Source organism: Glycocaulis sp. (assembly GCF_050485565.1).
Taxonomy (GTDB): domain Bacteria; phylum Pseudomonadota; class Alphaproteobacteria; order Caulobacterales; family Maricaulaceae; genus Glycocaulis.
Genome location: NZ_JBJHBQ010000002.1, coordinates 104,742 through 118,116 on the forward strand (window position 1 = coordinate 104,742; position 13,375 = coordinate 118,116).

Sequence of the window (13,375 nt, forward strand, 5' to 3'; positions counted from 1 at the left end):
CCCCGGTTCCTTGAAACTTACGTGTCCTGACCCAGCCTTTTGACCGGCGCGAGCGGCGTGAAATTGCCATCGCGCTTGTCTGACCGGGCAGCCATCGCCTCCACGATATCATGGGGATTCCAGATGGAAGCCTGCAGTGTCATCACATGTTCGAGACTGTCGGCCACCGAGTGGTCGCGCGAATAGAGGTGGGATTTCTTGATGCCCGCAATCGTCAGAGGCGGGCGGCTGGCAATGCGCGCTGCCACGGCGTCTACATGCGCTTTCAGGGCCGCTTCGTCGGGCAGCACGCCATTGAGAAGGCCCAGCGCATACGCGCGTTCGGAGCTCAGTGTTTCGCCCGTATACGCCAGCTCCAGAGCAATACCCGACGGGATCAGGCGCGGCAGGCGCTGCAACGTGCCGACATCGGCCATCATGCCGATATTGGTCTCCTCGATGCGCAGCCAGGCATCGCTGGTACCATAGCGCAGATCACACGCCGTCACCATGTCCACCCCGCCGCCCACGCACGGCCCCTGCATGGCGGCGATGACCGGAAAGCGTGCACGCTCAAACGCCGTGAACGCATCCTGCAAGGACATGGCAGCGTCCATGAAGGCTTCGCGCGTGGCTGCCGTGTCGGTGGTCAGCGCGTTCGGGTCGGAGAACACCGATATGTCCATGCCCGCAGTGAAGACCGGGCCTTCAGCGTCCAGAATCAGGACGCGCGTTTCGCCCGCATCCGACAGGGTGTTCACCGCATCGGGCAGTTCGCGCCAGAAGGCGGGCGTCATCGTGTTGCGCTTGTCGGGACGGTTCAGGGTCAGGCGGGCGATGGGGCCCTCTGATGACAAGGCGAAGCTGGTATAGGACATGGAGGGTCTCCCGGCTGGCAGGTGAGATGCCTACTCTAGACCGGGAGACCGGGCATGCCAGTGGTCAATGCGGTGATCTACTCGTCCTCATTGTCCTGGTCTTCGAGCAGCATGCCCCAGAGTCCGAAGAGATCCTCACCGAGCCATTGCGCCAGGGCGGTGTTGAACGCGTCACCGGTCAGGCCGGTAGGCACCATGGGCGAATAGAAAGCCCCCAGCGTGACCCACCCGCTAAAGGGTTCGTCCGAGTAATCGACCGCCACGCCGTCGACCTGCTGCAGCAATTCCACGGCAGCAAAGGCCGAGCAGCCATGATTTTCGCTGCCATATACCCGTACGCTCACCTGCACCATGGAGGTGGTGTCTTCGGATTCACGTTCAAAGCCGAGCCCGTGCGCATCCAGCGAGGCAACGACATTGCCGAATATCGGATCGGGATCGGCGATCTCGCACATTTCATCGGTATTGATCTCGATGCCCAGCGTCAGCCCGTCATAAATGGCATTCGCCGGGTGGTCCGTCTGGGCGTGGCTGGCTCCTGCGGTCAGCGCAGCGATGGCCAGGGTGGCAAGGCTGTTGTGTAAGACGTTCATAATTCCCTCCAGGATTGTGATGCCCCTGTCCTAAAGGTTGTGGGCGGCCGGTTTCAAGGGCAGGTGAGGCACCTGCTCCTGACGGGGAGGCCGGGCATGCCAGCGCGATATCAGTGCCGGTCGGGCTGGACGGCTATTGCAGATAGTCCAGCGGGTCGATCAGGGTAAATCCGGGCGCTCCCTCCAGATACTGGTCCAGCAGGTATTTGTGGCCTGAACCATAGACAACGAGCACCCGCTCGCCCGGCTGGGAGATCTGCGCGATGCGGGCGAAAATGACCATGTTGCGCCCCCACCAAGCGGCCATCTGGTGTGCGCCAACGGGATCATCGACCGTGCCGGCCTGTGCCAGTGTCAGATACATCTGGTGAAATCCCATCGCTTCGGGCGAATTGGCGTCGATCAGCCGCTCCCGGATAGTGCCATCGGCGTTCCGCGAGAAAAATGCTTCCACGTCGCCAATCGTCTGCTGGAAGCCTTCGAGCAGGTGTGTCTGTCCGGCGGCCTGCGCGGCGCCCATCATGGCCTGGAAGTCCATCCCGTTCTGATAGTCCACCGCCCATACCTGTTCATGGCCCATACGCGCCGCCAGCCGCAGGCCGATCTGGTCGCGTTCATTGACGGTCAGCTCGGCTTCGCCCGCGCGCCACGCCCGGTAGCGTTCATTGATCCAGTCTTCGTGTTCCGGTTCCAGCTCCACGATGATGCGGTCTGGCTGGAAGGTTTCGATGCGGTCCAGTATGTCAGCGATTTCCTGCTGGCGCTGCGGGGAGAGGAAGTCGTCCACCTCCGGGTTCACGTAATCGCGGCCGCCCCCGTCAAAATGGAAGGTGCCTAGCACCATGACCTGCGTATCGCTGCCTGATGCAGCGGGCTGGGCGAGGGCAGATGTAGCGCCAACCAGCGCAGCGAGCATGCCAGTGAGGATTTTCAGCATGAGAGTGGACCTTTTGGTGAGCCATGTGCCTGACGTCCATGATGCAGCGCATTATCAGGCTGGATGCAAGCCTGGTGCATTTTCCTGTCCGCATGCCTCACATTGCTCTTTGCGGGCTTTACCGGCTAAGAGCAGCGCGTAGTAAGATTTGCCGCATCAGGAAGCCGTCCATGACCCAGCTCAACTCCAAGCTCGATCCCGCCTCCGACAGTTTCAAGGCCAATGCCGCACGCATGGACGAGCTGGTAGCCGAGCTGCAGGCGCGCACCGCTGAAGCCGCGCTGGGCGGGCCGGAGCGGGCGCGCGAGAAGCATCTGGCGCGCGGCAAGCTGCTGCCCCGCGAGCGCGTGGAGCGCCTGCTGGACCCCGGCACGCCGTTCCTGGAGATTGGCGCTCTGGCGGCCAACGGCATGTATGAGGGCGATGTCCACGGCGCGGGCATGATTGCCGGCATTGGCCGGGTGTCGGGCCGCGAGGTGATGATCGTGTGCAATGACGCCACGGTGAAGGGCGGGACGTATTATCCGCTGACCGTGAAGAAGCATCTGCGTGCGCAGGAGATTGCCCGCGAGAACCGTCTGCCGTGCGTCTATCTGGTCGATTCGGGCGGCGCGAACCTGCCCTTCCAGGCCGATGTCTTCCCCGACCGGGAGCATTTCGGCCGCATCTTCTACAATCAGGCCACGCTCTCTTCCGAAGGCATCGCGCAGGTGGCTGTCGTCATGGGCTCGTGCACGGCAGGCGGCGCCTATGTGCCTGCGATGAGCGATGAGACCGTCATCGTGAGGAAGCAGGGGACGATTTTCCTTGGCGGTCCGCCTCTGGTGAAGGCCGCAACCGGCGAGGTGATCTCGGCTGAAGACCTTGGCGGCGCGGATGTGCATGCCCGCCGGTCCGGCGTGGTCGATCACTATGCCGCCAATGACGATCATGCCCTGCAGACCGCGCGGCGCATCGTGGCGGGGCTCAACACGGTCAAGCGCGTGGACATGGATCTGGCCGAGCCGGAAGCCCCGGCCATCGATCCGGCCACGCTCAACGGCGTGATCCCGTCAGACGTGCGCACGCCCTATGATGTGCGAGAGGTGATCGCCCGGCTGGTGGATGGTTCGCGTTTTGACGAGTTCAAGGCGCTTTACGGTGACACGCTGGTGTGCGGCTTTGCGCGCGTGCACGGCATGCCGGTCGGCATCATCGCCAATAATGGCGTGATCTTCTCTGAAAGCGCGCTCAAAGGCGCGCATTTCATCGAGCTTTGCTGCCAGCGCGGCATCCCGCTCCTCTTCCTGCAGAACATTACCGGCTTCATGGTCGGCTCCAAGTATGAGGCCGGCGGCATCGCCAAGGACGGGGCCAAGCTGGTCACGGCCGTGTCCTGCGCGCGGGTACCGAAAATCACCATCATCATTGGCGGCTCTTATGGCGCGGGCAATTACGGCATGTGCGGGCGCGCCTATGGCCCACGCTTCCTCTTCATGTGGCCCAATGCCCGCATCTCGGTCATGGGCGGGGAGCAGGCCGCCAGCGTGCTCGCAACGGTGAAGCGCGATGGCATGGAGCTGCGCGGCGAGGAATGGAGCGCGGAAGATGAAGACGCCTTCAAGGCCCCGATCCGCGAGAAATACGAGGCCGAGGGCTCGCCCTATTATTCCACCGCAAGGCTGTGGGATGATGGCGTGATCGCACCCGCCCAGACCCGCGACGTGGTGGGCCTTGCGCTGTCGGCCTGCCTCAACGCCCCGATCGAGAAGACGCGGTTTGGCGTGTTCAGGATGTAAGGGTGCGCGGGGGAGTGCTATACTGCCGGTATGAGCACGTCTGATCCGACCCTGATTGACCGCCTGAGAGCGCTCAAGCCCGAACTGCGCCAACGCTTCGGGGTGGCGGCTATCGGTGTGTTTGGCTCCCGTGTACGCGGCGAACACCGCCCGGATAGTGATCTCGATATCGTTCTGGATTTCGAGACGGTGCCGAGCCTGTTCCGTCTGGCAGAGCTTGATGTGCTGCTCGCCGAGCGGCTGGGGCTGACGGTCGATGCCGTGCCGCGCACCTGCCTGCATCCGGCGCTGAAAGACCAGATCGAACGTGAGCTGGTTGCCGTATGAAGCGGGTAAGGCCGTAGTCACTCTCCGCGTTTCACCGGCGTAAGCCGGTGCCCAGTCTTTTCCTGGATCCCGGCTTTCGCCGGGAAAACGAGAAAATGGATCCCGGCTCGGGGGCCGGGACCCCGGTTCTGGAACGGCTCATACCCGTCCGGCCCCGTCAGGGGCCGCTAGGCCGACCGGCCGCCCGCGACTTTTCGCGGAACATCGCAACGCGGATGCGTTGCGAAACAAAAAGAGGCATGGGTTCCCCGGACCTCGCTGCCGCTCGGCCCGAGAATGACAGGCGGGGAAGCGCCCCACCCTTCCGGGCGATTAAATCTTGGTAGGAAAGCGCAAAAGCCGCTTTCCCGCTGCGCGCGCCGGGATAATCATGCGCCCATGAAAAAATTCCTGCGCTGCTCCGTGATTCTCCCCGCCCTTCTATTGTCTACCAGCCCTGCGCTGGCCGATGAGCCGCCCGCAGACCTGTTCCAGCGCGCTCTGGCCACCGCCCAGATCCATAATGAGCGCGCAGGCGAGGTGTGCGGCTTTGCCTACGCGCCCAGCTGGGACGAGAATGGCGGTTTCCTCTACCAGCAGGAGGCGGAGGCCGCGAGCTGGGTGGATGCTGCCGCCCAGCCTGTCGAGCCGGAACTGGCCGAGCGTTTGCCGGACGATCCGCGCCAGATGATCCGGCCGTCGCCGGAGCGCCTTCTGGAGAGCGCTGACACGCCGCGCTTTGTGCGCTGGGAAGATGGGCTGGCCATCTACCAGTTCCAGCCGGTCAGGGTTCCGCTTGCGGGCGGCGGGTTCAGTTTTGACATCGCGGAAAATGTCGTCGCGGAGGTGGGCATTGATCCGGAGACCGCCATGGTGGCCTTCCGGGAGGTCACGGCTCCGTCGAGCTTCCGGCCCAACGCCGTCGTGCGTATTCGCGATTACCAGACACGGGTCAATTTCCGCCCCGCCTGGCCGGATGGCCCCGTCGTGGTGGCAGACAATCACTACGCGATCGTCGCTGTTGCCATGCTGCAGACCCATAACCTGACCGGCTCCGCCAGTTATTCAGGCTTTAGCCGCTGCGAGGCAGGCTGAACCTTCCAAACTGCCGCATGGCGTTTGTGAGCGCTGCACGCTAATGTCCCCACACCTCTTGTGGAGATTTGAGATATGGCGCGTTCCATCCTGCTTGTTAACGGACATCCAGACCCTTCCAAGGAGCGGTTCTGTCACGCGCTGTGCAATGCCTATCAGGAGGGCGCGCACGAGGGCGGCAATGCGGTGGCGCGGGTGGATATCGGCGCGCTGGATTTCGCGTTTCTGGAAAATGCGCAAGCCTTCGTCACGCCGCCGCCGGTCGATGTCGCTGCCGTTCAGGCCATGCTGGAGCGGGCCGATCACATGGTGCTGGTCCATCCGCTATGGCTTGGCACGCTGCCTGCGCGCACCAAGGCATTTCTGGAGCATCTGGCCCGCAATGATTTCCTCGTAAAGACCGAGGTGAAGGGCGCGTGGCCGGCCAAGCGGATGCGCGGCAAGTCGGCGCGGATCGTGATGACGATGGGCATGCCCGGTTTTGCCTACAACATCTTCTACCGCGCCCATTCCCTGAAAGCGCTGGAGGCCGGCATTTTCCAGATGGCGGGGTTCAAACCCGTCCAGCACACGATTTTCGGTGCCATTGATTTCAGCGCTGAAAACCGCAAGCGCATGCTGGACAAGATGCGTGCGCTCGGACGCGCCGGGAAGTAAGCAGCGGCGCGCGCGGCCAGCTTTTCCTTGCCAATCGCGTCCCGGCCCGGTTTTATGGATTAACCATATCCAAGCAAAGCCGGGGGGCGAATTTCATGGATGCACTTCAACCCGTACTGGATTTTTTCCGGCAGGGATTTAGCACGGTCAACGGGGTCCAGGGGCTTATCATCGCCCTTGTGGCGGCCTTCCTGCTGCCCTCCTGGGGGCGGCTGATCGTTTTCGTGTTCGGGGCAACGCTGGTCCATCTGGTCGTGGATGCGCTGCTGCCTGTGCTGGCAAACAACGCGGCGTTGCGCCTGCCGGACGTGCTCTCCATGCCGTTCTGGCGGTATGTGGCGGCGCTGCTGGCAGGGTATCTGATCGTCATCAGCCTGCTGGCATTGCTGAAGCGATTGCTCCTTAAACGGTAGAATTGCTGCTCTGCACTATGCATGACGGGCGCTCAACCCGCCCGTGCAAGGTGCGTTTTTGTTTGCTTTTTGGTAAGAATTTGGCACGGTTCGGGGCGGGACTGCCCGTTCGGGCTGGCGAATGAGGGGAAATACAATGGAAATTCTTGATACTGTATGGGGCTATCTGGAGCCTGTATGGGCGTGGTTGCGTGTCGGGCTGGACATTCACGGGCCGGGTAACTGGACCGAGCTTGGCATCCAGATGGGCGTGATTGCCGTCGTGATGGCGCTGATGATGCAGAGCTTTGGCGCAATCCTGATCTTCACCGTGGTGGGTGTCATCATCCATGTGGTGGTCGACCAGGTGCTGCCGATGGTGCGTGACCAGGCGGCCTTCTCGATGCCGGCGGTGGCCGATATGAGCTACTGGCAGTATATTGCCTTTCTGGCGCTGGGCTATTTCGTAGCCCTGATCGTGCTCTTCCTGATCAAGAGCATCATCTTCCGCCGCTAGGCAGTTGCAAGACGATGGGCAGGGGCGCTGATCGGGGGATTGGCGCCTTTTTCCCGTGCTGACATGAAAAGCGCTCCGGTCATCTGGCCGGGGCGCTTTGCTTTGGGCGCGTCACTGGCCTAATGATGGCGCAAAGCACGCGATTTACGCGCGCAGCGACGAGGAGCCTCCCCCATGAGCCAGAACGATGTCCTTCTGTCCGTCACGCCGGGCGGCACCGCCATTATCACGCTGAACCGGCCAGAGAAGCACAACGCTTTCAACGCCGATGTGATCGCCACCCTGTCGGACATGTTCGAGACGCTGCGCGCCAATACTGACGAGGTGCGCATGGTGGTCCTGCGCGGGGCCGGTCCCAGCTTCTCCGCCGGGGCAGACCTGGAATGGATGAAGGCGGCCGCCGACTGGACCCATGACGATAACGAGGAAGACGCGCTGGGACTGGCGCGCATGCTGCGCCGCCTGCACGATCTGCCGCAACTGACCGTGGCGCTGGTGCAGGGCGCGGCCATGGGCGGCGGGGCCGGGCTGGTAGCGGCCTGCGATGTCGCCATCGCGGTGAAAGACACCAAATTCCGCTTCTCCGAAGTGCGCCTCGGCCTGACGCCGGCCACTATCTCGCCGTTTGTGGTGCGCGCCATCGGCCCGCGCTGGGCCAAGGCGCTGTTTGCCACAGCAGAGGGCTTTGACGGCGAGTTCGCCCATAAAATTGGCCTTGCCCAGTATGTGGTGGACAGCGCCGATGATCTCGATGATGCGCTGGAAATGGTCGCCAAGCTGGTCTTTGCCGCTGCGCCGGGTGCGGTCGCCGCCTCCAAGGCGCTGGTGGACGATGTTTATGGTGAGGAGATCGATGACCGGCTGGGCAAGCACACGGCCAAACTCATCGCCGACCGGCGCGTCAGCGCGGAGGGCCGCGAGGGCCTTGCCGCCTTCCTTGAAAAGCGCAAGCCGGGCTGGGTGAAGTAACGCGCCGCGCCGGCCCTCCCCATGCTCTCCTTGCGCCAGCTGGAAGCAGCGTTTCACGCGCGTCGCGAAACCTTGCGTGCGCGCCTCGTGCGCGGGCGATGGAGCGGTTATGCGTTCGAGTTTCTGGCCTTTGGTATCAAGCAGGGCTGGGCCTGCCTGTTCGGTGCGCTCATGCTCGCCCTGCTTCTGGCGACCTTCCTTTTTTACCCGGCCGATGCGCCGCTCGCCCGTTATGATTTCCTGACCCTTGCCGCTATTCTCATCCAGATTGGCATGCTCGCCTTCGGGCTGGAGAACTGGGAGGAGGCGCGCGTCATCGCCGTATTCCACGTTGTCGGGACGATCATGGAAATCTTCAAGGTGGCGATGGGGTCGTGGATCTATCCCGAAGCAGAGGGTGCCATTCTCGTCATCGCGGGCGTGCCGCTCTTTTCCGGCTTCATGTACGCGGCGGTCGGCAGCTATATCGCGCGGGTCTGGCGCCTGTTTGAGTTTCGGTTTGACCGCTTCCCGCCTCTGTGGCTGCAGGGCCTTCTGGCTCTTGCCATTTATGTCAATTTCTTCACCCACCACTTCACGCTGGACATACGCCTCGGCCTGTTTGCGCTGAGTGCGCTGATCTATGGCCCGTGCGTGATCTGGTTCCGGCCAGACAGGGTGCACCGCTGCATGCCGCTATTGCTGGCTGCGATTCTGACGGCGCTCTTCATCTGGTTTGCCGAGAATATCGGCACGTTCGCGCGCGCCTGGACCTATCCGGGGCAGGAGGCGGGCTGGCACATGGTCTCGTTCGCCAAGCTCGGCTCCTGGTATTTGCTGATGATCATCAGCTTCGTGCTGGTGGCGGCTGTGCATCGTGCTTCCGCTCCGCGCTTGCGTCTGCGCGCCTGATCGCCGACAACGCCGCAACAGACCTGATCAGAAAATTGAGGGCGCGCCCATGATAACCAAACTCCTCATCGCCAATCGCGGGGAAATCGCCTGCCGTGTGATCCGCTCGGCGCGCCAGATGGGTATTGCCACGGTCGCGGTCTATTCCGATGCCGATGCGAACGCGGTGCACGTGAAAATGGCTGATGAGGCGGTGCATATCGGCCCGTCGCCTGCGCGCGAAAGCTATCTGATCGCCGAGCGCATTATCAAGGCGGCCAAAGACACCGGCGCGGACGCGATCCATCCCGGCTATGGCTTCCTGTCGGAGAATGCCGCCTTCGCCCGTACCTGCGCGAAGAACAAAATCATCTTTGTCGGCCCGAGCCCGGAAGCCATCGAGGCGATGGGTCTCAAAGACCGGGCCAAGGCGCTGATGGAAGAGGCCGGTGTGCCGGTCACGCCCGGCTATCACGGCGATAATCAGGACGCGGATTTCCTCAAAAAGCAGGCTGACACAATCGGCTATCCCGTCCTCATCAAGGCGGTGGCCGGTGGCGGCGGCAAGGGCATGCGCAAGGTGGAGAAATCGGCCGATTTCGCCGCCGCGCTGGAAAGCTGCAGGCGCGAGGCCGCCTCCAGCTTCGGCGATGAGAACGTCCTGATCGAGAAATACATCACCAGCCCGCGCCATATCGAGGTGCAGGTGTTCGGCGATAGCCATGGCCAGGTGGTCCATCTGTTCGAGCGTGACTGCTCGCTCCAGCGCCGCCACCAGAAAGTGCTGGAAGAGGCGCCCGCGCCCGGCATGAGCGAAGAGGTGCGCGAAGCCATGTGCTCAGCCGCCGTGCGCGCCGCGCAGGCTGTGAACTACGCGGGCGCAGGCACGGTGGAGTTCATCGTCGATGGCTCCGGCGCGCTGCGCGCGGACGGCTTCTACTTCATGGAGATGAATACCCGCCTGCAGGTGGAGCACCCCGTGACCGAGATGGTCACCGGGCTTGATCTGGTGCGCCTGCAGCTGGAGGTCGCCTCTGGCGGGCATGTCCCGGCGCAGGACGAGATTACGCTTTCGGGGCACGCCATCGAGGCGCGGCTTTATGCCGAAGACCCGGTGTCCGGCTTCCTGCCCTCCACCGGCGTGCTGGAGCGCCTCGACCTGCCCGAGGGCCGTGAGGGCGTGCGCGTGGATTCCGGCGTGGAGCAGGGCGGCGAAGTCACCATGTTCTATGACCCGATGATCGCCAAGATCATCGCCCATGGCGGCGACCGCGAGGAAGCCATCGAGCGCCTGATCGACGCCATAGACAGCGATGTCGGCGTCTGGCCGGTGCGTACCAATGCAGGCTTCTTGCGCCGCGCGCTGGCGCATCCGGACTTCGGCGCAGGCGATGTCTATACCGGCTTTATCGAGGCCCATCTGGACGAGCTCGTGCCGCCGGGCCTGCCTGCGCTGCATTACGGCGTGGCGGCGCTGGTGCTGTCAGGCGAAGAGGGCGGCAGCGATCCGTGGGACACACTGGCCGGTTTCCGCCTCAACGCCGCGCCGCGCGTGGAGTACGGCTTTGATGCGGGCGGGGAGCGTCTGTCCGTGCGCCTCACCGAAGGCGGCGTCAGCGTGAACGGTGACGCGCTCCAGCTCAGTGACGCGCAATACTATCCCGGCGGGCAGGGCGGCGTGGTGGAGTTCGTCCATGGGGACGATACGCTGCTGGCCGGGGTGGAGCATCACCGCGACGGGCTTCTCGTCACCCTGCAGGGGCAGGCCGTGCTGGTGCGCGATCACGACGCCGCCGTGGATGCCGATGCGCTGGCGGGCGGCGATGCCATCAAGGCGCCGATGCCCGGCAAGATGCTGAGCCTGTCTGTGAAGCCGGGCGACGCGGTGACCAAGGGCCAGACGCTCGCCGTGATGGAGGCGATGAAGATGGAAATGGCGCTCACCGCCCCGCGCGACGGCGTGGTGGATGCGGTCAACGCCGCCGAGGGCCAGCAGGTTAATGAAGGCGATGTGCTGGTCGCGCTGGCGGAGGAGGGTTAGGGGCTTTTCCCTCATCACTCCCCTCATTCGTCATTCCAGAAAGCGCGTCAGCGCTTATCTGGAACCCAGTTGTTGTAAAAAGGCTGGGTTCCGGCTTGCGCCGGAATGACGACGTTGGGACGTATTTAGAAGTTCTGCAGGGGCGCCGCCGAGCCGGGCCCCATAGCCTTTCATTGTCCCAAAACTTGCGTTTCACCGGCGAAAGCCGGTGCCCAGTTCTTTTTTCTGGGTCCCGGCTTTCGCCGGGAAAACGCAAATGGGATGCCAGCCTCATTGATTTTCTTGGGTTCCCGGTCGGGGCGGGGAACCCCGGCTTCTTGGCCTTAAGCCGACCCGCTCTCTAGCCTCTTCACCGGCGCGCAGCGCCGCAAGGGCGACCGCCCGCCCGGGCTAAAACTGGCACGTCCTTCGCATGATGTATGCCCGATCCCCTCACGCTGTCCCTGATCCGGACAGAAGCGAAAAAGGTTTCGGCCATGCACGTTCTGGCAAACTGGACTGATCAGACCCGCAGCGATTTTCGTGAGCGCATTACCCGCGCCACGCACAATCTGCACACCTCGCCCCTGTTCAGCGAGGCGGCGATCGAGCGCCTGATCGAGATTCACCCGCGCGAATACGCCGATTTTGCCACGATGGACGAGACAGGTAGCCGCAGCTCCTGGAAGACAGGCGATCCGGGCAGGCTTTCCGGCAAGGAGCTGATCCGCGCGGTAAAGTCCGGCCGGCTCTGGATAAACTTGCGCAATCTGTTCGGCATTCACGACGAATACCGCGCCCTGCTGGACCAGATGTTCACTGAGCTGCAGGACAAAAATCCGGGCTTTCATCCGGTGCGCATACTGGGCGGGCTTATCGTCTCCTCGCCGCAGGCCAAGGTGCCGTTTCACATGGACCGTACCGACACCATGCTGTGGCATATCAGCGGGAAGAAGCGCGTCTTCGTCTATCCCCACCATGATGATGTGGCGAGCGATGCCGAGCGCGAGGAAGTGCTGCTGCACGCCTTCAATGACGAGCTGAACTACCGCCCCGAAGCGGAAAATCACGTGAAGTATTTCGATCTGGAACCGGGCGAGATGATCTGCTGGCCGCTGCACACGCCCCACCGCGTGGAGAACAGGGGCACGCTCAATATCTCGCTGGCGACCGAGTACACGACGCCGGAAGCGCGGGTGCAGAATAACGCGATGTATTTCAATGGCGTGATGCGCCGCCGCTTTGGCTGGCAACCGCCGCGCATCGCCCAAACCCATGGGCTGAACCGCACGGCGCGCTATGTTGCCGGGGCGCTGATGCGCAAGGCGGGGATCAGCGTGCCGGTGGAGACGCCGCACGAGGGTGGCTACCGCTTCGAGATAGACCCCAATGCGCCGCTGGGCGTGCGCGCCTGATGGCCACGGCAACGCGCACCCGCGTGGCCCCGCCACTGCTCGACTGGAGCGAGGATCACCGCAGCGAGTTTGCCAGAGGCGTGGTCAGCGCCCGCCACCAGCTTGCCCGCCTGCCGCTCTTCACCGATGAGGCGCTGGCCTCGATGCTGGACCGGCACGACCGGGACAATCTGGATGTCTGCACGATGGGGCGCGATCCGGCCGAGCGGTCGAGCTGGCGCGATGTGCCGGTCTGCCGGCATCTGCCCGGCCATCATCTGATCGAGGCCGTGCACCAGACCCGGCTATGGGTGCATGCCCGCCACGCGCTGGATACTGATAGCGCGCTGAAACCGGTTTTCGCCGCCATGATGGACCAGCTGCGCCATCTCAATCCCGGCTGGGCACCCTTGCGCGCCTATGGCGGCGTTGTCATCGCCTCGCCGGGCACACAGGTTTTCCTGCATTCGGACATTTCCGAAACCATGATGTTCCAGGTGAGGGGTTCGCAGCAGGTTTTCATCTACCCGCCGCGTGATCCCTGGGTCAGTGACCGGGCGCTGGAAGGCGTGCTGCTGGGCGAGGGGAGCGAGGATCTGCCCTATGACCCGTCATGGGACAGCGAGGCCGCGCGTCTCACCATGGAGCGCGGATGCTTTGCCGCCTGGCCGCTGCATGCCCCCCACCGGATCAGTTTTGGCAATGAGCTGTCGGTGACGCTCGTGCTGGAAGTGGTGACGCAGGAATCGCTGGTGAAGAACGGCGTGCTGCACGCCAACGGCCTGATGCGCCGGGCCGGGCTGAACCCGAAAAGCGCCGATACGCGCGGGCTGGGCGCAGCTGTGAAGCTGGCCATATCCCGCACGGCGAAAGCCGCTGGTGCGGTGCGCAGGCGCCGCGAAGAGCCGCCGGCTTCCGACATGACACTGGCGGGTGCACTGGAACGGGCCTGAGGCTTTGACGCAAGGCCGGTTTCGCCCTAGCTCTGGC

14 protein-coding genes are annotated in these 13,375 nt (G+C 63.5%); 11 read left to right on the plus strand and 3 right to left on the minus strand.

All coding sequences use genetic code 11. The annotated features are described in order from the left end of the window. Nucleotides 1–17: 17 nt before the first annotated feature. From ACQ5ID_RS02635 to ACQ5ID_RS02645, 3 genes are all read right to left on the minus strand, one after another. On the minus strand, nucleotides 18–857 hold the full coding sequence (locus ACQ5ID_RS02635; protein WP_429910925.1) for an enoyl-CoA hydratase-related protein: 840 nt from the start codon (nucleotides 855–857) through the stop codon (nucleotides 18–20). A gap of 77 nt (nucleotides 858–934) precedes the next feature. Next, nucleotides 935–1,450, minus strand: a complete 516-nt coding sequence (locus ACQ5ID_RS02640; protein WP_371394821.1) for a hypothetical protein — start codon at nucleotides 1,448–1,450, stop codon at nucleotides 935–937. A gap of 133 nt (nucleotides 1,451–1,583) precedes the next feature. Next, nucleotides 1,584–2,387 carry a DUF5694 domain-containing protein gene (locus tag ACQ5ID_RS02645; RefSeq protein WP_429910926.1) on the minus strand — a complete coding sequence of 268 codons (804 nt, stop codon included), beginning with the start codon at nucleotides 2,385–2,387 and terminating at the stop codon, nucleotides 1,584–1,586. A gap of 170 nt (nucleotides 2,388–2,557) precedes the next feature. On the opposite strand from ACQ5ID_RS02645, the gene ACQ5ID_RS02650 reads away from it, so the two are divergent. The 11 genes from ACQ5ID_RS02650 to ACQ5ID_RS02700 all read left to right on the plus strand — a co-directional run bounded on the left by ACQ5ID_RS02650 (nucleotide 2,558) and on the right by ACQ5ID_RS02700 (nucleotide 13,338). Next, nucleotides 2,558–4,165: a carboxyl transferase domain-containing protein gene (locus ACQ5ID_RS02650; protein ID WP_429910927.1), complete on the plus strand. Its 1,608-nt coding sequence runs from the start codon at nucleotides 2,558–2,560 to the stop codon at nucleotides 4,163–4,165. Between the two features lie 30 nt (nucleotides 4,166–4,195). Beyond that, nucleotides 4,196–4,492: a nucleotidyltransferase family protein gene (locus ACQ5ID_RS02655; protein ID WP_429910928.1), complete on the plus strand. Its 297-nt coding sequence runs from the start codon at nucleotides 4,196–4,198 to the stop codon at nucleotides 4,490–4,492. A gap of 378 nt (nucleotides 4,493–4,870) precedes the next feature. Continuing rightward, nucleotides 4,871–5,566, plus strand: a complete 696-nt coding sequence (locus ACQ5ID_RS02660; RefSeq protein WP_429910929.1) for a hypothetical protein — start codon at nucleotides 4,871–4,873, stop codon at nucleotides 5,564–5,566. Between the two features lie 75 nt (nucleotides 5,567–5,641). Continuing rightward, nucleotides 5,642–6,223, plus strand: a complete 582-nt coding sequence (locus ACQ5ID_RS02665) for an NAD(P)H-dependent oxidoreductase (RefSeq protein ID WP_429910930.1) — start codon at nucleotides 5,642–5,644, stop codon at nucleotides 6,221–6,223. Between the two features lie 95 nt (nucleotides 6,224–6,318). Next, nucleotides 6,319–6,636 carry a hypothetical protein gene (locus ACQ5ID_RS02670; RefSeq protein ID WP_429910931.1) on the plus strand — a complete coding sequence of 106 codons (318 nt, stop codon included), beginning with the start codon at nucleotides 6,319–6,321 and terminating at the stop codon, nucleotides 6,634–6,636. 136 nt (nucleotides 6,637–6,772) lie between these two features. Then, the gene (locus ACQ5ID_RS02675) at nucleotides 6,773–7,132 is read left to right on the plus strand and encodes a hypothetical protein (protein WP_429910932.1); all 360 of its coding nucleotides are present in this window, start codon (nucleotides 6,773–6,775) and stop codon (nucleotides 7,130–7,132) included. 174 nt (nucleotides 7,133–7,306) lie between these two features. Further along, nucleotides 7,307–8,101 carry an enoyl-CoA hydratase-related protein gene (locus ACQ5ID_RS02680; protein WP_429910933.1) on the plus strand — a complete coding sequence of 265 codons (795 nt, stop codon included), beginning with the start codon at nucleotides 7,307–7,309 and terminating at the stop codon, nucleotides 8,099–8,101. A gap of 21 nt (nucleotides 8,102–8,122) precedes the next feature. Continuing rightward, a complete protein-coding gene (locus ACQ5ID_RS02685; protein WP_429910934.1) occupies nucleotides 8,123–8,992 on the plus strand; it encodes a DUF817 domain-containing protein in 870 nt (289 codons plus the stop codon). 49 nt (nucleotides 8,993–9,041) lie between these two features. Next, nucleotides 9,042–11,012, plus strand: coding sequence for an acetyl/propionyl/methylcrotonyl-CoA carboxylase subunit alpha (locus ACQ5ID_RS02690; RefSeq protein ID WP_429910935.1), 1,971 nt, complete (start codon nucleotides 9,042–9,044; stop codon nucleotides 11,010–11,012). A 476-nt stretch (nucleotides 11,013–11,488) separates the two neighbouring features. After that, on the plus strand, nucleotides 11,489–12,406 hold the full coding sequence (locus tag ACQ5ID_RS02695; RefSeq protein WP_429910936.1) for a hypothetical protein: 918 nt from the start codon (nucleotides 11,489–11,491) through the stop codon (nucleotides 12,404–12,406). Continuing rightward, nucleotides 12,406–13,338, plus strand: a complete 933-nt coding sequence (locus tag ACQ5ID_RS02700) for a hypothetical protein (RefSeq protein WP_429910937.1) — start codon at nucleotides 12,406–12,408, stop codon at nucleotides 13,336–13,338. Before ACQ5ID_RS02695 ends, ACQ5ID_RS02700 begins: the two co-directional genes overlap by 1 nt. The last annotated feature ends 37 nt before the right edge of the window (nucleotides 13,339–13,375 follow it).

Coding starts and splice junctions, on each gene's coding strand:
- ACQ5ID_RS02635 (WP_429910925.1), bottom strand. CDS start 857: ATGTCCTATACCAGCTTCGCCTTGTCATCAGAGGGCCCCATCGCCCGC.
- ACQ5ID_RS02640 (WP_371394821.1), bottom strand. CDS start 1,450: ATGAACGTCTTACACAACAGCCTTGCCACCCTGGCCATCGCTGCGCTG.
- ACQ5ID_RS02645 (WP_429910926.1), bottom strand. CDS start 2,387: ATGCTGAAAATCCTCACTGGCATGCTCGCTGCGCTGGTTGGCGCTACA.
- ACQ5ID_RS02650 (WP_429910927.1), top strand. CDS start 2,558: ATGACCCAGCTCAACTCCAAGCTCGATCCCGCCTCCGACAGTTTCAAG.
- ACQ5ID_RS02655 (WP_429910928.1), top strand. CDS start 4,196: ATGAGCACGTCTGATCCGACCCTGATTGACCGCCTGAGAGCGCTCAAG.
- ACQ5ID_RS02660 (WP_429910929.1), top strand. CDS start 4,871: ATGAAAAAATTCCTGCGCTGCTCCGTGATTCTCCCCGCCCTTCTATTG.
- ACQ5ID_RS02665 (WP_429910930.1), top strand. CDS start 5,642: ATGGCGCGTTCCATCCTGCTTGTTAACGGACATCCAGACCCTTCCAAG.
- ACQ5ID_RS02670 (WP_429910931.1), top strand. CDS start 6,319: ATGGATGCACTTCAACCCGTACTGGATTTTTTCCGGCAGGGATTTAGC.
- ACQ5ID_RS02675 (WP_429910932.1), top strand. CDS start 6,773: ATGGAAATTCTTGATACTGTATGGGGCTATCTGGAGCCTGTATGGGCG.
- ACQ5ID_RS02680 (WP_429910933.1), top strand. CDS start 7,307: ATGAGCCAGAACGATGTCCTTCTGTCCGTCACGCCGGGCGGCACCGCC.
- ACQ5ID_RS02685 (WP_429910934.1), top strand. CDS start 8,123: ATGCTCTCCTTGCGCCAGCTGGAAGCAGCGTTTCACGCGCGTCGCGAA.
- ACQ5ID_RS02690 (WP_429910935.1), top strand. CDS start 9,042: ATGATAACCAAACTCCTCATCGCCAATCGCGGGGAAATCGCCTGCCGT.
- ACQ5ID_RS02695 (WP_429910936.1), top strand. CDS start 11,489: ATGCACGTTCTGGCAAACTGGACTGATCAGACCCGCAGCGATTTTCGT.
- ACQ5ID_RS02700 (WP_429910937.1), top strand. CDS start 12,406: ATGGCCACGGCAACGCGCACCCGCGTGGCCCCGCCACTGCTCGACTGG.